Origin of the sequence: Yoonia sp. SS1-5 (assembly GCF_038443705.2) — a bacterium.
GTDB classification, from domain to species: Bacteria; Pseudomonadota; Alphaproteobacteria; order Rhodobacterales; family Rhodobacteraceae; genus Yoonia; species Yoonia rhodophyticola.
Map to the genome: position 1 here is coordinate 2,479,732 of NZ_CP151767.2, position 23,935 is coordinate 2,503,666.

The 23,935-nt window shown below is 57.7% G+C and carries 28 protein-coding genes; 18 read left to right on the forward strand and 10 right to left on the reverse strand.

Annotated features, from left to right (window positions below; genetic code table 11):
* Positions 1–35: 35 nt before the first annotated feature.
* From bchL to AABB31_RS13760, 11 genes are all read left to right on the forward strand, one after another.
* Positions 36–932 carry a ferredoxin:protochlorophyllide reductase (ATP-dependent) iron-sulfur ATP-binding protein gene (bchL, locus tag AABB31_RS13710; RefSeq protein WP_373634879.1) on the forward strand — a complete coding sequence of 299 codons (897 nt, stop codon included), beginning with the start codon at positions 36–38 and terminating at the stop codon, positions 930–932.
* The gene (bchM, locus tag AABB31_RS13715; RefSeq protein WP_342077600.1) at positions 932–1,621 is read left to right on the forward strand and encodes a magnesium protoporphyrin IX methyltransferase; all 690 of its coding nucleotides are present in this window, start codon (positions 932–934) and stop codon (positions 1,619–1,621) included. Before bchL ends, bchM begins: the two co-directional genes overlap by 1 nt.
* The gene (locus AABB31_RS13720; RefSeq protein ID WP_373634880.1) at positions 1,618–3,048 is read left to right on the forward strand and encodes a PucC family protein; all 1,431 of its coding nucleotides are present in this window, start codon (positions 1,618–1,620) and stop codon (positions 3,046–3,048) included. The genes bchM and AABB31_RS13720 overlap by 4 nt, the downstream gene beginning before the upstream one ends.
* 19 nt (positions 3,049–3,067) lie before the next feature.
* Positions 3,068–3,850, forward strand: coding sequence for a photosynthetic reaction center subunit H (gene puhA, locus AABB31_RS13725; protein ID WP_342077599.1), 783 nt, complete (start codon positions 3,068–3,070; stop codon positions 3,848–3,850).
* 60 nt (positions 3,851–3,910) lie between these two features.
* Positions 3,911–4,549 carry a photosynthetic complex putative assembly protein PuhB gene (puhB, locus tag AABB31_RS13730; protein ID WP_342077598.1) on the forward strand — a complete coding sequence of 213 codons (639 nt, stop codon included), beginning with the start codon at positions 3,911–3,913 and terminating at the stop codon, positions 4,547–4,549.
* 5 nt (positions 4,550–4,554) lie between these two features.
* Positions 4,555–5,013, forward strand: a complete 459-nt coding sequence (gene puhC, locus AABB31_RS13735; protein WP_342077597.1) for a photosynthetic complex assembly protein PuhC — start codon at positions 4,555–4,557, stop codon at positions 5,011–5,013.
* 52 nt (positions 5,014–5,065) lie between these two features.
* A complete protein-coding gene (locus AABB31_RS13740) occupies positions 5,066–5,362 on the forward strand; it encodes a hypothetical protein (RefSeq protein WP_342077596.1) in 297 nt (98 codons plus the stop codon).
* Entirely contained in the window at positions 5,359–6,477 is a 1,119-nt protein-coding gene (gene acsF / locus AABB31_RS13745) for a magnesium-protoporphyrin IX monomethyl ester (oxidative) cyclase (RefSeq protein ID WP_342077595.1), read from the forward strand. Before AABB31_RS13740 ends, acsF begins: the two co-directional genes overlap by 4 nt.
* A complete protein-coding gene (gene puhE / locus AABB31_RS13750) occupies positions 6,477–7,262 on the forward strand; it encodes a putative photosynthetic complex assembly protein PuhE (RefSeq protein WP_342077594.1) in 786 nt (261 codons plus the stop codon). The genes acsF and puhE overlap by 1 nt, the downstream gene beginning before the upstream one ends.
* A 3-nt stretch (positions 7,263–7,265) precedes the next feature.
* The gene (gene hemA, locus AABB31_RS13755; protein ID WP_373634882.1) at positions 7,266–8,480 is read left to right on the forward strand and encodes a 5-aminolevulinate synthase; all 1,215 of its coding nucleotides are present in this window, start codon (positions 7,266–7,268) and stop codon (positions 8,478–8,480) included.
* 114 nt (positions 8,481–8,594) lie between these two features.
* Positions 8,595–9,038, forward strand: a complete 444-nt coding sequence (locus AABB31_RS13760; protein WP_342077593.1) for a c-type cytochrome — start codon at positions 8,595–8,597, stop codon at positions 9,036–9,038.
* Between the two features lie 68 nt (positions 9,039–9,106).
* On the opposite strand, the gene AABB31_RS13765 is transcribed toward AABB31_RS13760, so the two are convergent.
* The 3 genes from AABB31_RS13765 to AABB31_RS13775 all read right to left on the reverse strand — a co-directional run bounded on the left by AABB31_RS13765 (position 9,107) and on the right by AABB31_RS13775 (position 11,469).
* Positions 9,107–10,318, reverse strand: a complete 1,212-nt coding sequence (locus AABB31_RS13765; protein WP_342077592.1) for an FAD-binding oxidoreductase — start codon at positions 10,316–10,318, stop codon at positions 9,107–9,109.
* 393 nt (positions 10,319–10,711) lie between these two features.
* On the reverse strand, positions 10,712–11,041 hold the full coding sequence (locus tag AABB31_RS13770; RefSeq protein WP_342076628.1) for a hypothetical protein: 330 nt from the start codon (positions 11,039–11,041) through the stop codon (positions 10,712–10,714).
* Between the two features lie 98 nt (positions 11,042–11,139).
* Positions 11,140–11,469, reverse strand: coding sequence for a hypothetical protein (locus tag AABB31_RS13775; RefSeq protein WP_342076627.1), 330 nt, complete (start codon positions 11,467–11,469; stop codon positions 11,140–11,142).
* A gap of 461 nt (positions 11,470–11,930) precedes the next feature.
* Here AABB31_RS13775 and AABB31_RS13780 point away from each other — a divergent pair, with 461 nt between their 5' ends.
* The 4 genes from AABB31_RS13780 to AABB31_RS13795 are packed head-to-tail and all read left to right on the forward strand — an operon-like array spanning position 11,931 to position 15,150.
* Positions 11,931–12,575, forward strand: a complete 645-nt coding sequence (locus AABB31_RS13780; protein ID WP_342077591.1) for a histidine phosphatase family protein — start codon at positions 11,931–11,933, stop codon at positions 12,573–12,575.
* Positions 12,576–12,584: 9 nt separating this feature from the next.
* On the forward strand, positions 12,585–13,190 hold the full coding sequence (locus AABB31_RS13785) for a glutathione S-transferase (protein ID WP_342077590.1): 606 nt from the start codon (positions 12,585–12,587) through the stop codon (positions 13,188–13,190).
* Positions 13,187–14,236: a saccharopine dehydrogenase gene (locus tag AABB31_RS13790; RefSeq protein ID WP_373634884.1), complete on the forward strand. Its 1,050-nt coding sequence runs from the start codon at positions 13,187–13,189 to the stop codon at positions 14,234–14,236. Before AABB31_RS13785 ends, AABB31_RS13790 begins: the two co-directional genes overlap by 4 nt.
* Positions 14,236–15,150 carry a glutathione S-transferase C-terminal domain-containing protein gene (locus tag AABB31_RS13795; protein WP_342077588.1) on the forward strand — a complete coding sequence of 305 codons (915 nt, stop codon included), beginning with the start codon at positions 14,236–14,238 and terminating at the stop codon, positions 15,148–15,150. The genes AABB31_RS13790 and AABB31_RS13795 overlap by 1 nt, the downstream gene beginning before the upstream one ends.
* 108 nt (positions 15,151–15,258) lie before the next feature.
* Here the strand turns inward: AABB31_RS13795 and AABB31_RS13800 are convergent, their stop codons facing one another.
* Genes AABB31_RS13800 through AABB31_RS13820 form a run of 5 tightly spaced genes read right to left on the reverse strand, consistent with a single transcriptional unit; the run spans position 15,259 to position 19,851 of the window.
* Complete coding sequence (locus tag AABB31_RS13800; RefSeq protein WP_342077587.1) at positions 15,259–15,996, reverse strand: SDR family NAD(P)-dependent oxidoreductase; 738 nt, start codon at positions 15,994–15,996, stop codon at positions 15,259–15,261.
* 2 nt (positions 15,997–15,998) lie between these two features.
* Positions 15,999–16,571, reverse strand: a complete 573-nt coding sequence (locus AABB31_RS13805) for a DUF3833 family protein (RefSeq protein ID WP_342077586.1) — start codon at positions 16,569–16,571, stop codon at positions 15,999–16,001.
* Positions 16,572–16,574: 3 nt separating this feature from the next.
* On the reverse strand, positions 16,575–17,801 hold the full coding sequence (locus AABB31_RS13810) for an MFS transporter (protein ID WP_342077585.1): 1,227 nt from the start codon (positions 17,799–17,801) through the stop codon (positions 16,575–16,577).
* The gene (locus tag AABB31_RS13815) at positions 17,798–18,556 is read right to left on the reverse strand and encodes a DUF1365 domain-containing protein (protein ID WP_342077584.1); all 759 of its coding nucleotides are present in this window, start codon (positions 18,554–18,556) and stop codon (positions 17,798–17,800) included. The genes AABB31_RS13810 and AABB31_RS13815 overlap by 4 nt, the downstream gene beginning before the upstream one ends.
* Positions 18,553–19,851: an FAD-dependent oxidoreductase gene (locus tag AABB31_RS13820; protein ID WP_342077583.1), complete on the reverse strand. Its 1,299-nt coding sequence runs from the start codon at positions 19,849–19,851 to the stop codon at positions 18,553–18,555. Before AABB31_RS13820 ends, AABB31_RS13815 begins: the two co-directional genes overlap by 4 nt.
* 90 nt (positions 19,852–19,941) lie before the next feature.
* Here AABB31_RS13820 and AABB31_RS13825 point away from each other — a divergent pair, with 90 nt between their 5' ends.
* The 3 genes from AABB31_RS13825 to AABB31_RS13835 all read left to right on the forward strand — a co-directional run bounded on the left by AABB31_RS13825 (position 19,942) and on the right by AABB31_RS13835 (position 22,614).
* Entirely contained in the window at positions 19,942–20,634 is a 693-nt protein-coding gene (locus tag AABB31_RS13825) for a sigma-70 family RNA polymerase sigma factor (protein WP_342077582.1), read from the forward strand.
* 8 nt (positions 20,635–20,642) lie between these two features.
* Positions 20,643–21,293, forward strand: a complete 651-nt coding sequence (locus AABB31_RS13830) for a ChrR family anti-sigma-E factor (RefSeq protein ID WP_342077581.1) — start codon at positions 20,643–20,645, stop codon at positions 21,291–21,293.
* A gap of 982 nt (positions 21,294–22,275) precedes the next feature.
* On the forward strand, positions 22,276–22,614 hold the full coding sequence (locus AABB31_RS13835) for a hypothetical protein (RefSeq protein ID WP_342077580.1): 339 nt from the start codon (positions 22,276–22,278) through the stop codon (positions 22,612–22,614).
* A gap of 183 nt (positions 22,615–22,797) precedes the next feature.
* Here the strand turns inward: AABB31_RS13835 and AABB31_RS13840 are convergent, their stop codons facing one another.
* Positions 22,798–23,355 (reverse strand): transposase, encoded by a 558-nt coding sequence (locus AABB31_RS13840; RefSeq protein ID WP_373634885.1) that lies wholly within the window; start codon positions 23,353–23,355, stop codon positions 22,798–22,800.
* A 129-nt stretch (positions 23,356–23,484) separates the two neighbouring features.
* A complete protein-coding gene (locus AABB31_RS13845; protein ID WP_373635808.1) occupies positions 23,485–23,934 on the reverse strand; it encodes a transposase in 450 nt (149 codons plus the stop codon).
* Between the last annotated feature and the right edge of the window lies 1 nt (position 23,935).

The following is a 23,935-nucleotide window of genomic DNA, read 5'->3' on the forward strand; positions in this document are numbered from 1 at the left end:
GCTTTACTCCTGAATTCAATGGAAAGGAGGCTCGCATGAGCCCCAGAGATGAAGTCCCGAACCTCAAAGGCCTTGATGGCGAAGGATCTGTTCAGGTGCATCAGCCCGACGATGCAAAGATCGAAGGCGCAAAGGTGTTTTCGGTCTATGGCAAGGGCGGGATCGGGAAATCCACCACCTCTTCAAACCTGTCCGCCGCTTTTTCCATGCTGGGCAAGCGCGTGCTTCAGATCGGCTGTGATCCTAAACATGACAGCACGTTCACCCTGACCGGTTCCCTTGTTCCAACCGTGATCGACATCCTCAAAGAGGTGGATTTTCACTCGGAAGAGCTGCGTCCCGAGGATTTCATTTTTGACGGGTTCAACGGGGTGAAATGCGTCGAGGCGGGCGGCCCGCCCGCAGGGACCGGATGTGGGGGCTATGTGGTCGGCCAGACCGTAAAACTGCTAAAGCAGCACCATCTGTTGGAAGACACGGATGTGGTCATCTTTGACGTGCTGGGCGATGTGGTCTGCGGTGGGTTTGCCGCCCCCCTGCAGCATGCAGACCGGGCGCTGATCGTGACCGCAAATGATTTTGACAGCATCTACGCCATGAACCGGATCATCGCGGCCGTGCAGGCGAAATCGGCCAATTACAAGGTCCGTCTGGCGGGTTGCGTTGCAAATCGCAGCCGCGAGACCGACGAGGTTGACCGCTATTGCGAGACCGTTGGCTTTAACCGCATCGCGCATATGCCCGATCTGGACGCCATCCGCCGCAGCAGGCTGAAGAAAAAGACGCTGTTTGAAATGGATGACGAGGAAGACATCGTTCAGGTCCGCAAGGAATATATCCGCCTTGCGGAAACATTGTGGAACGGGACTGAGCCACTTGCCCCCGCGCCATTGCCCGACCGCGAGATTTTTGAACTGCTTGGGTTTGATTAATGACCGACTACGCCCGCACACGTGACCGGGTCGAAGACTATTTCGACCGCAGCGCCACCAAAGTATGGGAGCGTCTGACCTCTGATGCCCCGGTATCTGGCGTGCGGGCAACGGTGCGCGCGGGTCGTGATCAGATGCGTGATGTGATTTTGCGCCAATTGCCCACCGATCTGCGCGGCGCGCGCATTCTGGATGCAGGCTGTGGCACAGGTGCGTTGGCCGTGGAACTGGCGACAAGAGGCGCCGATGTGGTGGCGGCCGATATTTCGCCCGCCCTGATCGGGATCGCCCAAAGGCGGATGCCTGCCGGACTGGCCGGAAACATCAGTTGGGTCGCCGGCGACATGCTGGATGCGACCACGGGTGGCTTTGATCATGCCGTCGCGATGGACTCGCTGATTTATTACAGCACGCCGGATGTCGCCGCCTTGTTGGGGCGGGCTGCCAAGCGCATTGATGGCAAGTTTGTTTTCACATTGCCCCCGCGCAGCCCATTGCTGATGGCCATGTTCCGGGTGGGTAAGCTGTTTCCGCGCGCTGATCGCAGCCCAACGATGATCCCCCAGACAACCGCGGGGCTGGCACACGCATTGCGTGATGCGGGAATTGCGGGCCATTTGCGCGATATCGAACGGGTGAAATCGGGTTTCTACATCTCGACCGCGCATGTGTTTGAGGGTCGCCGATGATTTTCAAAGCCAACGCCCTGAAGAAAGTGTCGATCAAGCTGCTGCCATTCAGTGACGCAGTCAGTGATGATCTGCCACTGGGGCAGTTGCTGCGCCTTTCACTGTTTCAGGTATCTGTCGGCATGGCCGCAGTGATGCTGCTTGGCACCCTGAACCGGGTGATGATTGTCGAATTGGGCATTGGGGCGATGCTGGTTGCCGCGATGATCGCCATTCCAGTGCTGGTCGCGCCGTTCCGGGCCCTGGTGGGCTTTAAATCCGACAATTACAAATCGGCCATCGGCTGGAAGCGGATACCGTATCTGTGGTTCGGGACCATGTGGCAATTCGGCGGGCTGGCGATCATGCCGATGGCTCTGTTGGTGCTGTCCGGGGATCGCACGATTGACTGGCCCTGGGCTGGCTATGCGGGGGCGGGGCTTGCCTTTCTGCTGACCGGTATCGGGATGCACATGACCCAGACGGCGGGCCTTGCACTTGCCGCTGATCGCGCCACCGAAGAGACACGGCCCAAGGTCGTGGCCCTTCTTTATGTGATGCATCTGGTTGGCATGGCGATCTCTGCCGTTTTGATCGGCGCGTTGCTGCGCGACTATTCGGCCCTGCGCCTGGTGCAGGTCGTACAGGGAACCGCTGTTGTCACGCTGCTTTTGAACCTGATCGCGCTTTGGCGGCAGGAAAAGATGAGCCCGATGACAAAGGCCCAGCGCGCCGCCGCATCGCCCACTTTCAAGGACGCGTGGAAGGATCTGGCCAGTGGCGGGGATGCGGGCAGGCTTTTGGCTGTCGTGTTCCTGGGCACCATGGCGTTCAACATGCAAGATGTGCTGCTGGAACCCTATGGGGGCGAAATTCTGGGGCTATCAGTCTCGGCCACCACACTGCTGACGGCCATGTGGGCGGGTGGTGCGCTTGTGGGCTTTGGATTGGCGGCTCGCTGGCTAAGCAAGGGGGTAACCCCTTACCGGATGGCAACGCGCGGCATTTTGGCCGGGATCGCCGCATTCTGTGCGGTCATCTTTTCCGCGCCAATGGAATCGCCGGTTCTGTTTTATGCAGGGGCCGCATTGATCGGCTTTGGCGGCGGCCTGTTCGGGGTGTCGACCCTGACAGCTGCCATGACAATGCCCACGATCGGGAATGCCGGTCGGGGTCTGGCCCTGGGTGCCTGGGGGGCTGCGCAGGCCACCGGTGCCGGGCTGTCCATCTTTATCGGGGGCACGGTACGTGACCTTGTGAACCACGCCGCTGGGAACGGCACATTGGGAGAGGCGCTCGCCACGCCTGCCACGGGCTATTCGGTCGTATATCACACCGAGATTGGCCTTCTTTTCATCACCTTGATTGTGCTGGGGCCGCTTGTGCGGCTGCGGCCCATGAAAACAGGGGGGTCGGCAAAGCTGGGTTTAGCCGACTTCCCGACCTAACCACCGAAAGGACAATAAAATGGTTGGCGTAGAATTTTTTGGCAACTTCGATCTGGCGAGCGCGGCGATCTGGCTGTTCTGGATATTCTTTGCGGGGCTGGTCTACTACCTGCAGACCGAGAACATGCGCGAAGGTTACCCACTGCGCGGTGACGATGACGAGCCACCCGCAAATGAAAGCCTCTGGCCAATTCCAAAGGAAAAGACATTTCATCTGCGTGACGGGCGCGGTGAGCTGACCGTCCCGTCCCGTGAATATGAGGATAGCAAGATGCGAACCGATCTGGCACTGGCCCAGTCGGCGGCTGCAACAGGCTCACCCTGGATCCCGACGGGTGACCCGATGGTCGACGGTGTCGGCCCCGCATCATGGGCCCCGCGCAAGGATCATCCTGAACTGGACGCGCATGGGCATGTCAAAATTCAACCCATGGCGTCGCTGGATGACTTCAAGGTATCCGCAGGCCGCGATCCGCGCGGGTTGCCCCTTGTCGGCGGCGATGGCGAGGTTGTTGGCCGCGTGACCGACCTTTGGGTCGATGTACCCGAACAGATGGTTCGCTATCTGGCCGTTGATCTGAACCCCGAAGGCAGTGGCAATAGCCGCCTGATCCCCATGACAATGACCAAGATCGGGTCTGACCGGGTCACGGTACGCGCCCTTCACGCCCATAACTGGGAAGGACTTCCCGGCATCAAGAACCCAACCCAGGTCACCCTTCTCGAGGAAGAGAAGATCATGGCCTATGTCGCTGGCGGCACTCTTTATGCCACGCCCGCCCGATCCCAGACGATACTCTAACCCAGCCGTCAGCCCCGGCTCGCCACCGGGACTGGCATCGCACCGCAGAGGGAACCTGCAATGAGCCATGATGACTTCAAATTCGAGCCGATCCGGGGCTTGCCCGAGGCTTTGCCAGAGGGTGAGCATATCCTGTGGCAAGGCGCCCCTGACCCCAAGCGACTGGCACGCGAGGCGTTGGCCCTGCGATGGGTGGCCGGATATTTTGTCCTTCTGACCCTGTGGCGCGTTGGCGTCTCATCCGCGGATTACCCGTTTGCCGAGGCCTTGTTGCATGGCGTGCCCTTTGTTGTCTCGGGTCTTATTGCCTGCGCCATCCTGTATGGGGTGGCCTATGTGCAGGCCCGATCAACCGTCTACACCCTGACAAACAAGCGGGTCGCAATGCGCATCGGGGCCGCCCTGACCATGACGCTGAACCTGCCCTATACGTGGATCGGGACTGCCAAACTTGACCTTAAGCCAACCGGTCACGGAACCCTGGCGTTTGAGCTGATCGGCGAAACCCGGCTGTCTTACATGATGACCTGGCCCCATGTCCGGCCGTGGCAAATGGCGCGCACCCAGCCCGCCCTGCGCTGCATCCCCGACGCCCAGACCGTCGCGGGCATCTTTGCCGAGGCCGCCGAGACACGCATTTCGCAACCACGTGTCACCCGGGTGCAGAACGACGGCGGCTCGACCGTCGCAGCGGAGTAACGGATATGTCCCAGCTTGAACAACAGATGCGCCATCGCGACAAGGAAATGGTCCCCAAGATACTGGTGCAGGGGATGTTTGCGCTGATGGCCTCGACCCTGGCCATCGTGGCCTACGCGCAATGGGCCGACGTGCCGCAACAGGGTGTGCTGATCGAGGCACCCATCGTCAAATCATTGGATATCGTGATCTCGGGCGATCGCAGCGGAACCTACCAGATCCACGACACTGCCGGAACGCTGCTTGCGTCCTCGACCGATGACAAGGCCGGCTTTATCGGGGTCATGGGCCGGGTCGTGGACCGGGAACGTGGCGTGCGCGGCATCGCCCCTGATCTGCCCTTGCAGGTCGTCCGCCGCGACAACGGCAACGTGGCCATCATTGACGCAACAACAGGCTCTGTCACCGAACTGATCGGTTATGGGGCGGATAACGTGGCAGCTTTCGCCAGGCTGCTTGACTGAAACCATGCGCAGGTTCGCCACCTGCAAGCATCAAATGTGAAAGGGAACTCACATGGGACTATTGTTTAGAGAGAAGGAAACCGCACCATGCACGGTGACGATTTCCCATCGTTTCGAAGAACTGTCCGCGCATGTCCGGCTGGACAACGGCGCTGTTATTCATCCCGGCGATACCGTTCAGGTGCAGGGACCGGAAATCATGGCAGCCTTCGGCGAAATGATCGAAGAAAAACGCACAGCCGTCATCACCCGCGCCAGCCGGTTAGAACAGCTTTGGACCCGCGCCACTGGCGATCTGGAGTTCATGGAACTGTGCGAATTTTCATTCAGTGAAGAGGTGATGTCATGAATATGCATTCATCCAACGCCACCACCGCCGAAGAAGCCATCGCCGCCCAAGAGGCCCTGCCCCCGCTGACCAACGAAGAAGCAACGCAGGTCGCGATGTCCAACACCCTGCTGACCCCGCGGTTTTACACGACCGATTTCGACGAAATGGACGCGATTGACGTCACACCGGTTCGCGGCGAATGGGACAAACTGATCGCTGCCATGAAAGCGGACCCGAACAAGGGCCATTTTCGCAAGAACGAAGACTGGGATGATGTCGATTGGGACGGGATGGAACCCGCCCTGAAGGCCGAGTTCATTGATTTCCTGATCTCAAGCTGCACAGCCGAGTTTTCCGGCTGCGTTCTTTACAAGGAAATGAAGCGCCGCGGATCGAACGAAGATATCACCACGCTGTTCCAACTGATGGCACGGGACGAGGCCCGCCATGCAGGGTTCATCAATGATGCCCTGCGCGAGGCTGGCATTGCCGTGAACCTTGGGTTCCTGACACAGGCCAAGAAATACACCTATTTCCGGCCCAAATTCATCTATTACGCCACCTACCTTTCGGAAAAGATCGGTTATGCCCGCTACATCACGATCTACCGGCATTTGGAACAGCATCCCGAGCATCGGTTCCACCCGATTTTCAAATGGTTCCGCGAATGGTGCAATGACGAGTTTTCCCATGGCGAGGCCTTTGCCCTGCTGCTGAAAACCGATCCCCAGCTGACCGAAAGCCGTGTCAACAAGATGTGGATCAAGTTCTTCCTGACGGCGGTCTATTCCACGATGTGGGTGCGTGACCATCAGCGGCCTGAATTCCACAAGGCTTTGGGCGTCGATCCCGAATGGTATGGGCAAGAGGTGTTCCGCAAGACATCGGATATCTCGCGTCAGGTGTTTCCGATGGTTCTGGACATTGATCACCCGCGTTGGAAACCAACGCTGCGCCGCATGGAAGCAGCCAATGTGCAGATTGCCCATGGTCGCAAACAAGGCGGCGTTGGCGGCTGGCTGAAACGGATGGCCGGATCGGCCAAAGCGGGCTTTGCCTTTGTATCCCTTCTGACGATCCCGGCACAAAAGAGCATCGTGCCCGCCTCGCCACGGATGGAGCCTGCATACTGATGGCATCACCCTGGATCGCATCGCTTTTGGCAATTTTCGTCTGGTGGTTTTCCACCGGGGCGATTTTGCTGGCGGTGCGGCGTGCAGACCAGATTGGCGGCCATAGCTGGCTGATCGTCAAGTGGCTACCCCTTCTGGCGTTCGGGGTGGCTGCGGTCACAGTTTCGCTGCCCGATGCATCGGTTTTCGGGGCCTATCTTGGCTTTGCGGGTGCCTTGGCGATCTGGGGGTGGATCGAACTGTCCTTTCTGGCTGGTGTGATCACCGGGCCGGTCAAGGCGCCGTGCCTGCCGGGGCTGTCCGGCCGGGATCGCTTTTTCCGGGCTTTCGGGACGGTGGCATATCATGAGTTGGCGATTGTCATCGGCCTGTGGGGCATCGTGGCTGCTGCCGACGGGGCGGTGAACCGCATGGCGGTTGCCACATATCTGGTTCTGTTTCTGGCGCGGATCTTTGCCAAGCTGAACCTCTATTTCGGCGTACCGCGCATCAACACCGAATTTGTCCCAACGCAGCTACGCCACCTGAAATCATATTTCAGACGTGGCCCTGCAACACTTGCCTTTCCGGCCGCAATCACCGCGCTGACGGCATTGCTGGCGGTCTGTGCCGAACGGCTTTGGACGGCGCAATCAGAGGCCGGGACCGTAGGCTTTGCCCTGCTGACAGCGCTTGCCGCGCTCGCCCTGCTTGAACACTGGCTGATGGTGGTTCCGCTGCCTGATGCAAAACTCTGGCGCTGGATGCTTCCTGCGCCCAAAACAACACTGCCCAACGAGGACTGACAGATGGATTTTGACGCCCTATTCAACGCACAGTTGGACCAGCTGAAAAGCGACGGGAACTACCGCTACTTTGCGGAGCTGGAACGCAAATGCGGCAAGTTCCCCCGCGCCGCAAACCATGATGACAGCGGCGTGCGCGATGTCACGGTCTGGTGCTCGAATGATTATCTGGGGATGGGGCAGCATCCCAAGGTGATCGAAGCGATGTGTGAAGCCGTCGAACGGACAGGCACAGGGGCTGGCGGCACCCGGAATATCTCGGGGACGAACCACGATCACCTTTTGCTGGAACGCGAACTGGCTGATCTGCACGGCAAAGAGGCAGCACTGCTGTTCACATCGGGCTATGTTTCTAACTGGGCTGCGCTGTCGACATTGGGCAGCCGGTTGAAGGATTGCGTGATCCTGTCGGATGCTGGCAACCATGCGTCGATGATCGAGGGCATTCGTCATTCCAAGGCCAGCAAGGTAATCTGGAAGCATAATGACGTGCATGATCTTGAGATGAAGTTGCGCACGTTGCCCAGCGACGTGCCCAAGATCATCGCCTTTGAAAGCGTCTATTCGATGGATGGCGACATCGCCCCGATCCGCGAAATCGTCGAAGTTGCCGAAAAATACGGTGCCATGACCTATATCGACGAGGTCCACGCCGTTGGCATGTACGGCCCCCGAGGGGGTGGCGTCGCCGAACGCGAAGGGCTGATGGACCGTATCACCCTGATCGAGGGCACACTTGGCAAAGCCTACGGCGTTGTTGGCGGCTACATCACCGGATCTGCAGCCCTGTGCGACTTTATCCGCAGCTTTGCGTCGGGTTTCATCTTTACAACGGCGCTGCCGCCGGCGGTGGCTGCTGCGGCACGCACATCAATCGCCTACCTCAAAGACTCCGAAATGGAACGGGCCAAACAACGGCGTCAGGTTGCCCGGTTGCGCGCCGCCCTCGACCGCGAAGGCATTCCGCATATGCAAAATGAAAGCCATATCGTGCCCGTCCTGATCAAAGACCCGGTCAAAACCCGGATGCTGGCCGACTATCTGATGCGCGAATGGGACATTTATGTGCAACCAATCAATTACCCGACCGTTCCAAAGGGGACAGAGCGGCTTCGGTTCACGCCATCTCCGTTGCATACGGACGCGGATATTGACCATCTTGTCAATGCGTTAAGCGTCTTGTGGCGACAATGCGCACTGGCCCATGCGGTGGCATAACGCGGATCACGCAATCTTTTGCATACCGGGGGTGGACCACGCGCACCGATGCATTACATTCAGCCCCGACTGGGGCAAACGGTCACCAAAGCAAGATCGAAAAGGAAGACGATCATGAAAAAGTTTACAATCGCAGCGGCATTTGCCGTGCTCGCCGCACCCGCCTTTGCAGACGGCCACGCATCCACACAGGGTGATGCCGCTGCAGGTGAAGAGCAGTTCAACCGTCAATGTGTCGCGTGCCACGTTGTTGCTGACGCATCCGGCGAAGTACTGGCTGGCCGCAATGCAAAAACCGGTCCGAACCTTTATAACATCGCCGGGCGCACAATCGGCAGCGTCGAAGGCTTCCGCTATGGCGACAGCATTGTCGAAGTGGGCGAAGCAGGCGGCGTCTGGACCGAAGAGACTTTTGTCGGTTACGTCCAGAACCCGACAGACTGGCTGCGTGAAACGCTTGATAACCGTCGCGCCCGCGGCAAGATGGCCTATCAGGTCCGTGAAGAGTCGCAGGCATACGACCTTTACGCATTCCTTTCGACATTCGCTGAAGAGTAATATCAGCGCCAGAATTTCTGATGGCCGCGTCCCCGTGACGCGGCCATTTTCGTTGGGTGCAGATGTGCTCAGATCACGGCTGTCTCTACAAACCGGTGGTTTGTGACAATCCTTTCGAAATGAAAGGGGCGCAGATCAAGACTGCGATATTCACCATAGGTCAGCATTTCCGCTATCCCGCGCCCCATTGCAGGCGATTGCTGTAGGCCATGTCCTGAAAAACCGTTGAGGAAATAGAAGTTTTCCAGATCAGGATGCGGGCCGACAATCGCGTTGTGATCAAAGACATTGTAGGCGTAATGTCCAGCCCATTCCGACTGCACCCTGATCGCCTCGAATTGCGGAATGCGATGGGCCAGCGTGGGCCAGATGTGATCTTCCCAGATGTTGTGATCCATCTCAAAGTCATCATAGGCCACTGCGGTGTCATCTGCAGGATGGCCGCCGGCCTGATATGTTCCGCCACCGTTCTCACGAACATGAACGCCTGATGGGTCAATCGTCAGCGGCAAGTCCCGATCCAGCGGATCCTGCGCCGAAAAAACCCATGAATAGCGTTTCCGTGGCTCGACCGGGATGTCGACGCCAACCATACGGGCGGTCTGGGCCGCCCTTGGGCCAGAGGCATTGACCACCTGCCCGCAATTGATGACCACACCGGATTTCAGCGTCACGCTTTGCACGGATGTACCCGCGCTGTTCCGGGTCATGCCCACGACCTCATTGGTGATGTATTCCACGCCACGCTCGCGGGCGGACCTGCGGAACCAATCAAAAACAGTGGATCCGTCCCAGAACCCCTCGTCGACCGTATTGATCGACCCAAGCACGATGTCGTCCACGTGATAGAACGGATAGGCAGCCTTGATCTGGGCCGGGTCCAGCAACCGCGTCCCGGCGCCTTCGCGCTGCTGCACGCGCAGGTTTTCGCGCAAGGTGGCGGCAAAATCCTCGGTATCTGCCAGATACATATAGCCAAACGACCGAATTGACAGCGCGGGCACACGGTCGTCGCCGCCCATATACTGGCGCAGGTTCTTGACGAAATCCGCAGCGAATTGCGATATGCGCACATTCAGCGCCTCGGAATATTGCTGCCGCATGCAGGAATTGGTGTGGGTGGTCGAGGCGAACTGATAGGTCGGGTCCCTTTCCACCACCAGCACACGGCCATCAAAATCGGCATTATCCGTCAGAAACCACGCAGCCGACGACCCCATGATCGCCCCACCGATAATGATCACGTCGTAACTGTCATATGCAGGCGCTTGCGTATTCATCCGGTCACCTTTCCGCTGCTGGCGCAAATTTGGCAGCAGTGAACGCCGGGACGCAATTTCACGCAAGACCTTGCGTGGACCACGACCGCAATGACCCTTGACCCACGCATCCCCTCATGCGCAGCATATCGACCCCTGGCTGCGGTCGGTTTGTCATCATTATCGTGGACAATTTCTCAAAATAATAAGGCCGGTCGGGGGTACCGACCGGCCTTTGAGTGGATGGAGGTTGGGTAAACTCAGTTCCATCGAAGCGCTTCGTCGCAACAACTGCTCCATCCGGGTCCACCAAAACGGTGCGATCAGCCTAGCGCTTGAGGAACGGCTGATCGCGATGTTTGGCTGTTTGGTCCCCGGATCATGAGGGAGGCATGATCCAGGGACGCATCTGATTTAGTTGACGATGAATTCTTTCTGTGCGGCGACCTGTCCGTCGACCTTGAGAACGGCGATGACGTCGCGCTTGGCGGGCAGCACTGTGTTGACGCGGACGTCTGTGTTTGCGCCTGCATTCACCATTTCAGCGCCCAGCAATGCGCCCTGCTCACCAGTGTGGAAGTCGTAGATTTCAACAACACCGTTGTTGTCTGCGGTCACCAGGCCCAGCTCCAGCACGGTGCCGGCATCCAATGTGCGGCCCTTCTGGAAATAGCTGTCAGCAGCGCCAGCAGTGGCAGTCACAGCAACAGCAGCGGCGGCGAGTACGATTGATTTGATAGACATGAGAGAGTTCCTTTTGAGAGATTTTTAAGATGTGAGAGATATTGAGAGAGGGATTGGGGGCCCGGACCGGCCCTTTGGACCAGCCCGGACAGGGGGGATTAGTTCACGACGAAGTCTTTTGCCGCTTTTTCCTGACCGTCGACACTGATCACGGCGATCACGTCACGCTTGGTCGGCAGGCCGGTGTTGACGCGGACATCTGTGTTGGCGCCAGCGCTCAGCTGCTCGGTGCCCAGCAGGGCGCCGCGCTCACCGCGGTGGTAGTCATAGATGGCGACCACGCCGTTACCTTCGGCTGTGATCAGGCCCAGATCCAGGGTGCTGCCTGCGTCCAGCGTGCGGCCCTTCTGGAAGTATGTGTCTGCAACACTTGCGCTTGCTGTGATGGAAGCGGCGGCTGCGGCGAGGATGAGTGTCTTGATTGTCATTGTCTTGGTCCTTTTTAAAGTTTGGTTTGTTGCGGTGCAGAGCGTGTCTGCTTGCGTTTCGATGAGGCTAAGATTGTCGCTGTTGGTGTGTTTTGGTAGGGCGTGGCCGATCACGAAAAAGGTGATGATTGTGAGGTGTTTTGGTGCTTGACACGCGTGATGCGGGCTCTACTCGCGCTTCATGTGCGTTTACGCACAAAACTGACATTGCATCTGTGCGCAAGCTGCCCTTGGGTTAAGCGCGGGCGTGGGCGAAAGGCTTCATCTGTTCACAGGTTACAGGGTTACCCAAAGGCGTGAGCGGCCAATATTTCCACCCGGTGCCGGGTCTGTGAGCGATCTGAAACCATTGAGGGGCCGTTTCGGCACATTCCCACAGGGAATCAGACCCGCCGCGCAGGACACAAGGCATTGCCAAGACAGAATCGCCCCCTTACCCCTGTCGGTTCAGGAGATGCGACATGGGCGAAATCATTCTTGTCCGCCACGGGCAGGCAAATAGCGGCGCACAGGATGAAGAAAGCTATGACAAGCTTTCTGATCTTGGCCACCAGCAGGCAAAATGGCTTGGCGCCTACTTTGCAAAACGCGAAAACAGTTTTGACCGTGTCATCAGCGGCAATCTGCGCCGGCATCGCGAGACCGCTGCGGGGCTTGGATATGCCGATCCGGGCATTGATCCACGCCTGAACGAGATGGACTACTTCAATCTGGGCCGCGCACTGGAAGAGGTCCATGGGGTGCCATTCCCCGGCCCAGATGAATTTGCCGACCATGTTCCGCAAGTGATGGAAGCCTGGCATCGCGCCGAGATCATGGGCGTCGAGACATTCCAGTCATTCGAAGATCGGGTCATTGGTGTGCTGCAAGAGGCCGCAGCACCGGGTGTGCGCGTGCTCTGCGTCACATCGGGTGGTGTCATTGGCATGATCATCAGACATCTATTGGCACTAGACCCGACCCGCATGGCCCATATCCTGCTGCCTATCATGAACACGTCGGTGCATCGGGTTCACGTCACCCCGCGCGGCCCCATCCTGGCGGGCTATAACGCGATACCGCATCTTGACCACGCAGATCGCGCCCATGCGGTCACACATTACTAAGGAAGACCCATGTTCAGGCTTCACTATGCCCCCGGTACGATCTCTGTCGCAGTGGCGATCGCACTGGAACGGACCGGCACCGCGTATGCGCCCGTGTTGGTCGATTTCGCCCAAGCGGCCCAAACCACGGCCACTTATCATCAGGTCAATCCAAAGGGCCGCGTTCCCGCACTTGAAACCCCGCAGGGCATTTTGACAGAAACCGGCGCCCTGTTGGAATTTGTGGCCCCGGACCTTGTTCCGACGGATCCGTTCGCGGCCGCCCGGATGCGCGAGCTGATGTGCTACCTCAATGGCACGATGCATCCCAACCATGCCCATGGCGCCCGCGGCAACCGCTGGGCAGATGATCCGCAATCGCTGGCCGACATGAAACGCAAGGTGCCGCAGACAATGGCGGCGTCCTGTGCGTATCTGGATCAGATGCTGCCTGATTTGCCATTCGGTACCGGGGCGTTTGACGTGGTGTCCGATGCCTATCTGTTTGTTGTCCTGACATGGCTGAACGCTGACGGTGTGGATATCGCCACATATCCCACCCTTGCGGCATTCCAACGCCAGATGGACGCGCACCCGGCCGTCAAGGCCGTGCGTGCCAAGGGAATGCTGGCATGATCCATCTGTGGGTGCGGGCCGAAGCGCGATCACATGAGCAGCGCGTGGGGATCACACCCGAAGGTGCCGCGACGATGCGCAAGGCCGGTTACGAGGTCACGGTTGAACAAAGTACCCAAAGGGCGATCCCGATTGAGGATTACCGGCAAACCGGCTGTAACATCGCCCCGGAATTCAGCTGGGTCGATGCACCGGATGACGCCATCATTTTTGGCCTGAAGGAGCTCCCCGATGATGGGGCCGCGCTGCGCCACCGGCACATCATGTTTGGTCACGCCTACAAGGGGCAGCCATCCGGGCAGATCCTGTTGGACAGGTTCAAGGCTGGTGGCGGGATGCTGTATGATCTGGAATACCTGACCGATGATGATGGTCGGCGGGTTGCCGCATTCGGTTATTGGGCGGGCTATGCGGGCGCGGCCGTTGCCTTGATGTGTTGGATCGCCCAACAATCCGGGGCGCAGGTCCCGGCGGTTCACGCATATCCCAGCGCCACCCATCTTCTGGCTGATTTGCAGGCCGATCTTGCCAAAACCGGGTCGATGCGGCCAAACGCCTTGATCATCGGGGCGTTGGGGCGCGTGGGGACGGGTGCGGCCGACCTTTGTCAGGTCATGGGGGTGCCAACGACAAAATGGGACATGGCCGAGACGGCGGATGGTGGGCCGTTTGATGCCGTTCTGCAGCATGAGATATTCCTGAACTGCATTCTTGCACGCCCCGGCACCCCGGTTTTTGTTCCAGCCGCGGCCAAGACTGCAGCTCGGCGCCTGTCGGTGATTGGCGATATTGCCTGCGATCCCGACAGTGATTTTTCGCCCATCAAAGTCTATGATCAGACCACAAGCTGGGATCATCCGGCCCGACGCGTTCATGACACCCCGGTTCTGGATGTCACGGCGATTGATAATCTGCCCTCTCTCCTGCCTGCCGAAAGCAGTGCGGATTTTGCAGCGCAATTGCTGCCACATCTTCTGACGCTTGACCGGATCGATCAGGGGGTCTGGCGCCGGGCCCGCAACTGGTTCGAAAGGGCTGTACACTGATGGGGTATATGGTCGATGGGCAGTATCATCTGGGTGACGATGTCACAAAAACCCTAAGCGGCGGCGCGTGGGAACGCGCCAAAAGCACCGTGCGTCATTGGATCGGAACAGATGCATTCCCCGCCGACGCCAGCCGATATCATTTATTTGTCGCCTGGAACTGCCCCTGGGCGCATCGCGCGCTTTTGACCCGCGCGATAAAGGGGCTGACTGATATCACCGTATCCTATGCACGGCCCAACCGCACCGATCAGGGCTGGGTGTTTGATGCAGACGGGCCTTTCGCAGACAATATGCTGGGTATCCGCGCGATACATGAGGTCTATAGTGCGGATCCCATGCGCTATACCGGCCGCCTGACTGTTCCGGTTTTGTGGGACAAGGTTGCCGGGCGCATGGTCAGCAATGAATCCGCCGATATTGTCCGGATGCTGAATACGCATTTCGGCGGCGTCGACCTTTACCCCGCAGCGCTGCGCGACCAGATCGACACATGGAACGAGACCATCTATCGCGATGTGAATAATGGCGTCTACCGCGCCGGATTTGCCAGTACGCAAGAGGCATATGCCAAAGCGGCCCAAGATGTCTTTGACTGCCTTGACAAGATTGACGCCCATTTGGCAGACCACCCCTATCTTTGCGGGGCTCAATTCACCGAGGCCGATCTGCGTCTGTTTCCGACACTGGCCCGCTTTGACGTGGCCTATCACTATGCGTTTCGCTGCAATCTGCGCAAGATTTCCGACTATCCGAATTTGTGGCCCTACGCCAAAGCCATTTTCGCGATGCCGGGCGTCGCGGATACCGTCAGGTTCGACATCTACAAACAGGGCTATTTCAGCCCAAGCGAAAAGCGAAATCCATTGGGGATCATACCTATCGGACCGGTTGTTGACTGGTCTCAGTCATGAACCTTGGCAAGGGTGGATTGAAATCCATCCTACGCCGTCATGCCTGCCAATACGGCCAGATGCACCTGCATGGTCTTGTCTGGATGACAGTCCGCGACTGAGAGCCCGCTACTTGGCACCGAACAATCGGTAGTACATCCAATCGGGCATCAATTGCGACAGTCGGAAGACCCACGAAAACACCATCGGGAAGCTTTTCTTGAAGTCGTCGGTATTCATATGTTCGAACACCTCCCTGGCGGCGTCTTCGGCCGACATGATGAAGGGCATGTTGAAATCGTTCTTGTCCGTCAGACGTGTCTTGATGAAACCGGGATTGACCAATTGCACCGCTATTGGCGAATTGCGCAAGTCGGCTTGCATGGATTCCGCCAGGGCCATCATACCGGCCTTGGACGACGCATAGCCAATCGCGCCGGGCAGCCCCCGAAAGCCGGATAGTGAACCGGTCAGGACGATGTGACCGGACCCGCGTGCGATCATATCCTTGATCACCGCGCCAACCACACGGGATGCACCGAGATAGTTGATCTCGCCCATCAAGTCGGCTTTCTCGTTATCCCATTCGCCTGACTTCATTGGCCAGTAGACACCGGCCAGATAGACAACCCCGTCAATCTGGCCAATCTGTGCGGCGGCATCTTCGACAGCCGCCCTGTCGGCCACGTCAACGGTGACATATGAGGCCTTGCCGGGAAGTTCATCAACCAGCGACTTCAGCCGGTCCTCTGACCGGGCAGAGACGATGACCTCGGCACCCGCACGCGACATGCAAAACGCCACCTCGCGACCCAATCCTTCGCTTGCGCCGACAAGCCAGTACCGTTTTCCCTGCCAGTCTTTCAATGCTATTCCCCTGCGTAAGCGTCGTTGCGTGGGCGCATCGTGGCGACCATCTCGGCCACTTTGATACCAAACTTGCGGAATTGGCTGCGGTTCATGATCGACCCATTGGACATCAGATACATCCAGTCGGTGACATCCAGCGCGTGACCGCCGGCCTCTTCGGTCAGTTTGATCTTGTAGTTCAGCAAGACGGCTGATCCTTCCTGCCGCCCGTGACCGGCACCCACAACATCCGGCGCTTCGGCCCGGATGCTTCCATCGTTGGACAAGGTCAGGGTCCAGACGCGATCCTGCACATTGCCGCTGTCGTAATAGAATTTTTCGACCATCGTGCCGACATTGCCGTTCCACGTGGCTTCGAAATCCGCGACAAATCGCGACGTCACCCGGCCGGTTGGGCCGTAGATGACACCTTCACAGACGATCGGGCCCTGAAACCGTTCCCGGATATCAAAGATAGGGCCGTCGGCGTAGTCCGCCGACTTTTGCGCCCAGAAGGAAACGTAGCGCTCTTTGCAGAAGACCGCGATGGCCATCAGCACAGCACCGAGCAGAAGATAGGTCATAAACGACATCGTTTATTCCTCAAGTTTGGTAGCAACCAGAAGGCCGATTGCCACAAGTTTCAAAAGTGACGGCACCAGGGCGTAAAGCACCGTCAGCATAGTCAGGGCCTCGCCGGGCAGATCTTGTGCGCCAGCTTCGAACCCGGATCGTTCCAGTAGCGGCAAAAGAACCACCGCGGCGAAGGCAAGCGTGAACTTGTTCACCAAATTCCAAAGGCCGAACCCTTGCCCCCCGTTGGGCGAGATCACGGCCATGCGTTTTGCAAACATCGCGGGGAGTAAAGTCAGGTCCGCCCCGATCGTTGCACCACTTAATACGCACACGACGGCAAAAGGGATCACATCGCCTGTATTTAAAGTCAGCGTGTAGCCAAATGACGCGACCGCCAGAACCATCGCGATCAACAGGATCGGCTTTTCACCAAAGCGCCGCGCGAGAGCCGACCAGAAGGGCGAAGATATCGCTGCTGCAAGGAAAAACAGCACCAATAGTGCCCCTTCCCACCCTGTCGCCCCCAATCTGCTTTCGACATAAAAGAGGAAAAGTGTGCTGGAAACGGCCAGGGGCGTTGCGTTGATCAGGGCCAAAATCAGCAGTTTTCGCGCGGTTCGGTCCGCGACAATTTGACCGATCTTTGTCGGCGCCTGACTGACCCGCCCTTTCCATTCAGGCCACATGAACAGCGTGGCGATGAGTGTCAGAACCGCAAACCCATAGGCAAATGCCGCAAACGGATCGGCGACAACCCCGATCAGGGCAGTCGGGATGACCGCCGCGATACAGACCCCCAGCAATGCACCGCTTTCGCGCCAGGCCGCCACGCGCACATGCCCATCGGCAGACGGCCCCGCCTTGCTGATCCCTTGCGCGTAAAAGTTGATGCTTAGAAAACTGAATGCGGTGAACAGCCCCGTCACGGTCAGACCGAACCACCAGATTGGCGCAATCGGTGGCGCAACAGCAAACAGCCCGATCATCGAGAGCGCCAACACACAAGCCACCAGCGTCACGATCAGCTTTTTGATGTCTGTCAGCCTTTCGCTGATCCAGCCAAGCACAGGGTCCTGCACCACATCAAACAACCGCAGACCAAAAAGGACCGCCCCAAGTGCCGTCAGGCTGACCCCGTATGTATCGGCATAGTATTTCGGGGCATAGATATAGATGGGCAAACCGGCCCCGGATAAAACAGCAGCAAATCCGGTATATGCAGGCAGCCGCTCAGCGAGCGCTTTCATCCGCTGACCTCTTTGGTGGGCGGTTTGGGTTGCGACCGGAATGTTGCCCCCTTCAGCCAGAGTTTCAGCGCCTGCCAGTGGATCAGCGTCAGCACCCTGCGCGACCCAAAGGGCCGCCGCAACAGCGCCTTCAGGATCGTCCCGTTGGTGATCGGGCGCCGCGCACCGGTGAGGGTTGCGATGACACCGCCATTCCCGCGGCTGTAGTCGATCCAGATCCCAATCTGATCCTGCTGAATGTCGAACCGAAAGACATAACCGCCCGAGACAGGCTGAAAGGGCGACACATGCATCAACTTATCCGCTGCGATGGTCTCTTCTTTGGTAATGGCGCGTCCGTCGGGATGGCGGCACAGATAGGAATGGCGGTCCCCAAATGTATTGGTAACCTCGGCGATGATCGTTGTCAGGGTATCATCGCCATCGTAGCACAGCCAGAACGATACCGGGTTGAATACATGTCCCAGCACGCGGGGCTGGGCCAGAAGTTCAATACGGGCCGGTTCCTTGATATCATGTGCGCGCAGCACGTTCCGAACCCATGCAGCCCCGATGCCCCACTTTGGCGGCCCGCCATGATCACGATCATGCAGCGCCATCAGATTTCCCGCATTTCGGGAAAACAGGCCGGGGGTCTGCAATGCGGCATCAGCATCCAGCAAGACATAGTCGATCGAATACCGAAAGGCATTTTTCGTGCCGCCGCGCCGACCATGATAGGTCTCACCCGCGATATGATCGACGGTGCGGATCACTCTGCCGCGACTTCCAGATGTTCAGCCGCATTCAGCGCGTGAACGACATCGAGCGCGCTTGATAAGCCGTCTTCGTGGAAACCATTCTTCATCCACGCGCCGCAAAACCATGTCCGGTTTGATCCGTTGATGGCAGCAGCCGTTTTTTGCGCGGCCAGCGCCTCGAGATCGTAAACCGGGTGGCGGAGGGTGACCTCATCCCAAATCAGATCTTCGCGGATAGGCCGTTTGGTATTCAACGTGACCATGAACTCATCATTCTTCAGCCAGGGCTGCAGTGAATTCATCCAATAGGTCAGGTCAATCTCGCCCCCTTGATGATCGGCATCCTCCGAATAAATCCACGAGGCCCAGACCTGTTTACGCTTGGGCATGATGGATGTGTCGGAATGCAAAACCACGGCATTGGGCTGATAGCGGATCGCGCCAAGCACCGTTTTCTCGACCGCTGTGGCGTCAGACAGCAGTCGCAGGGTGTCGTCAGAATGGGTCGCAAACACGACCTCATCAAACATTTCCCACTCTCCCCCGCTTGCCTTCACCTCTACCCCAAGCGGACCACGCCGCACACCGTCGATGGGTGCGCCCAGCCGCATATCAACGCCGCGGCGGAACATGTCTGCGCCAAGGCGGGTTACATATTGATCAGAGCCGCCATCAACCGTGTACCATTGATGCTGGCCGGTCGCGCCAAGCAACGCGTGATTGTCAAAGAATTTCAGCAGCGCATAGGCCGGGAAGTCGAGAATTTTTTCCTTGGGCGTTGACCATATCGCGCCTGAAAAGGGCAACAGGTAATGATCGCGGAAATAATCCGACAGTTTCAGCTTTTCCAACAGTTGGCCGATCGTCAGGCTTTCGTCGCGGCTGGCCTCAAGCCCCTCGGCGTTGAACTTGAAAATATCGCGCACCATACGCAGGAATTTGGGATTCAGCGCATTGCGCCGCTGGGCGAACAGGGCATCAAGGCTTGTCAGCGCATATTCAAGCTTGCCACCGCCAAACGATGTGCCAAAGCTCATATTGCTTTTGACGACCGGTACGTCCAGATGATCGAACAAGGCTGCCAGATTGGGATAGTTGGCATAGTTGAACACGATAAAACCGGTATCAACGGGCTGATCGCGGTTCGGGCCCGCCATCCGGGTGCGGGCGTGACCACCCAATCGCTTTTCCGCTTCGAACAGGACAACCCGGTGGTCTTTGGCCAAGGCATGCGCAGCACCCATGCCCGAAATGCCCGCCCCAATTACCGCTACTTTTCTGGGTACGGTCGTCCCCGTTTCAAATGGCATAAAAAGTTTTGCTCCGCTGCCCAGATCGTTGTTACAATAAGTCTTACGATCCAAAGAGATAGATGGATCACATGAAAAAATCGTATGGTGGTGATCCAATCACTGATCCGGTGCGTAATAAACTGCATGAGCGTGGAGACCGATCTTCCTGTAATAGCGGATGCGCCGTCTGGCGTGCTTGCTTATAGTGCCGAGCGGAAGCCGACATTGAGTAGGACTGGGAAGCCAAAGGTGGACACCTCTGAGACGTCAAAACGAATGGCTTGGGTCGTTCAGGTGGTTGCAGTGCGCGATAGCAAGGATCGCGCCGCCTTTGCCGAATTGTTCGCCCATTTCGCGCCACGCGTGAAGTCGTTTCTGATGAAATCGGGGGCCAGCCCGGATCTGGCAGAAGAATGCACACAGGAGGTCATGGCGACCCTTTGGAACAAGGCACATATGTTCGACCCGGCCAAGGCAAGTGTATCCACGTGGATTTTCACAATTGCCCGAAACCGCAAGATCGACCTGCTGCGCAAACAGCGCCGGCCTGAGCCAGAAGAATTGCCATGGGGTCCCGAGCCAGAGCCTGACCAGGCGGATGCTGTGGGACTGCAACAAGAAACGGAACAATTGGGCCAGGCGCTTGCCGCTTTGCCTGAAGAACAAAGGAAATTGATCGAAAAGGCCTATTACGGCGAATTGTCGCATAGCGAGATTGCAGCCGAAACCGGGCTACCATTGGGAACGATCAAATCAAGGATAAGGTTGGCGCTGGAACGCTTGCGTCACGCAATGAAATGATGAGTGAGATGAAACAGATAAAACACCACCTGACAGAGCCACTGTTGATGGGTTACGCGGCAGGCACCCTGCCCGAGGCTTTCAACCTGGTTGTGGCAACGCATATTTCCATGTGCGACGATTGCCGGGCTGCACTTGCGGAATATGAGGCCGTGGGCGGCGAAGTCATGATGGATGCAGAGCCGGTGGATATCGCCGAGGACGCACTTGCCGCCACAATGGCCCTGATCGAAACAGGTAAAGTGTTGGATACGCCAGCGTCGGCCCGCCGGCCCGACAGCCCGTTCCCAGGCCCGCTGCAGGATTACGTCCCGGGCAATCTGGAAGATGTGAAGTGGCGCAAGGTCGGCGGTGGCGTCAGTCAGATGATACTGCCCACCTCAAAAGATGCCAGTGTGCGCCTTTTGAAAATTCCGGCCGGGACTGCCGTGCCTGATCACGGGCACCGGGGCACTGAACTGACATTGGTGCTGCAAGGTGCATTTGTGGATGAAACCGATCGGTTTGGCGCGGGCGACGTCGAGGTCGCGAACGAAGATCTGCATCACACACCGGTCGCCGAAGAAGGGGTAGATTGCATCTGCCTTGCTGCGACGGACGCGCCCTTGCGCTTTAACGGATTGCTACCGCGTATCGCCCAACGTTTCGTACGGATCTAAATATTCCCAAGGCCACTCAGCCAGACCCCGCCATCCGGCGGGGTCTTTTTTGTGTGGACTACTGTCAAGTGCACTTCTCGATACCTGTCCATTCGCTGCACAGGACGATTGGCCGAAGATGCCATTGAATCCTCTATTGGCTGGTGGGGGAGAGTTGCGCCAATGCCTTGGCCGGTTATCGACAACTGAATTCCACCAGTCCTGATCGCATGTTAAGTAACTCAGCCTTTACAACGAGAGGTTCGTCCAACACGGGCACATCATCAAAATGCAGCGTACCTCTGTTGGTGCCGGAGCAGAAGTCAATCTACCAAACTGATTTAGCGAAAGCTGATTCTGAGCAGCAAGAGAGCGCAAATTTGCGTAGTGGGAAATCTCTGTCCTAGAAACTACGACAAACTTGCCGTTAGTAAAGCTTTCGGTGAAATCCTCAAACCGTAGCGACAACTCGTTTTCGCTAAAGAAACGGATAGCTTTGCCGGGATCACAACTTGCAAGATTTACTACCTGCCTCTCATCCAACGTGAGGTCAGAACTGGGTTGCACCTGAACCCCACGGCAAGCGAGGCTAACTTTTTGGTCTGCGGACGGTGGCATGGTGCCGGGAAAAGGCCACCTCAGGCTCAACAGCAGCGACCGTCCCGGCGTGTGTATGATTAGTTCAAATCGGTCGTCACGCTTTTGAGAGAGGGATATCGGTCGGTCTAATCGGCAGTCAGAGAAGTCTATGCCCTGTAAAAATTCAGCTTCGAACCGCCACTCTGACAGACTGCGGGACTGATCTGTCAAAGTCATCCAACACTCAGTAGAACCAACCCTGTACGACAACCATATTGCGCCACCATCCTGCTCAGAAAACATATACAACTCTGCGGAAGCGCTCCCAGCAGCATTGGACCCTTGGAAGAAATTCGGTTTATTGCCAACCATCAGCCCGAGGATTTGATCTTGGGTTTGAGCAAGGCTGGTTTGGCAAGAAAATATGAGCAGCAAGCTCACAACAAACGACTTTAACACTGGGTCTTATCCTCAATTATTAGAACTGAACTGGCGGGATATTCATCCTGCCATACGCTCGGGCGCTGGACAAAGGACAAACCACGCCAAAAGGTTTTTCTGGGCAACGAAATGTTTCTTTGATCTCCGTAGTGGCAGCGACAAAAATGTTGAGAAACTCGAAGATCGGAAACATCATGCTTGCAACGGCCAATCCTTAGAAAAGCGACCTTCGCTGGATCGGTTGCCCATCCGGAGCGCAATCCGGTGGGTTCGTCAAACCAAAAGCGAGCGGACCACCACCCGTGATTACGCATTCGACTGATGGCGGTCATGAGAACGAAAGTAATCGGCTCCTTCACCTTTTGATGAAGGACTCTTTGGCGTCAGAGTTGTTACCCGGTCTGCGTAAGCCTTTTCTTATTCGTGCCTGTCAGGATGCAGGATCACCAAGTACCGTTTTCGGTACGCGCCGGTTGATGAGGGTGCCGCCCTTTTTTGTTGTCGGTTATCCCGACCAGGCCCCGCGCGCGACACCCTCGACTGGCGAAGGCGGCGTTTCCACCGTCATGCGCCAGAGCTTGATCGCGAGCTTGCGGGCGACGGCGACAATGGCCTTCTGCCCGATCCCATGCTTCGCGAAATGATGATTGTAGATGGCCTTAGCTTCTGGATCGCGCCAGGTCCATTGCCACGCGGCCTCGACAAGAATGCCGCGCAAGCGTTTTTGTCCAACCGGGCGCAGCTTTGCCCGCGCTTTGCTGTTGCCGCTTTGGCTGACCACTGGTGCGAGCCCAAGATATGAGGTGACTTCTTCCGCCCGGTTGAAGCGCTCTGGTGAAAACAGTTCAGCGAGAAAATGCGACGCCGCAGTCTCCCCCACCCCAATGATGGACGTCAGCCGTTTGAAACGGTCAGGATGCATCCGCATCGTTGCTGTCCTGATCTCAGCACGCAGCAGCTTGTCCTCGGAAAGTAGGAAAAGATACTCGCGGACCATCGAGGCAAGTGCCATACGGTGCTGGGGTGGGATCGGCAGTGCTGACAGGTCGTCGGACGCCGCCAATGACCACTTCTGTAGGCTTGGAGGTTCGTCGATACCGGAGGCCAGAAGAAAGCCTTTGATCTTCTGTTCGATCTTGCCTCGACTTTCCGCGATCCGCTTCCGCCGCCGAACAAGGGCGCGATAGCCTTCCTACTCGACGGTGGGAATGGCAATCGGGCGCAGCAAACCCCGCGCGAAATAGTTCGCCAGCTTCACTGCATCAATACGGTCAGTCTTGGCCGCCGCTGCGTAACCGCGTGGAATGCGAGAAGCAGCAATCACGGAGACTGCGAAACCTGCCCGCTCCAAGGCACGCGACAAGGCGAACCCCGTCGGACCCGATTCATACACGACATGCGCGATCTGACATCCAAGCCCTGACAGTTGATCGGCCAGCGCCTCTTGGCCGGATGGACAAGTATAGGTCTCTACGATCCCGTCTTCTGGATCGAACAGCGCAACTGAATAAGTCTTCTTGTGGACATCAAGACCGACATAGATCGGACGATCTTCGACGGCTGCTAGAAACCGCGAAATACGTGTTGCTTTCTTGACGATGCTGGAAACTCCTTGGTTGGGAATGTTCCGGCATCGCAGCAGT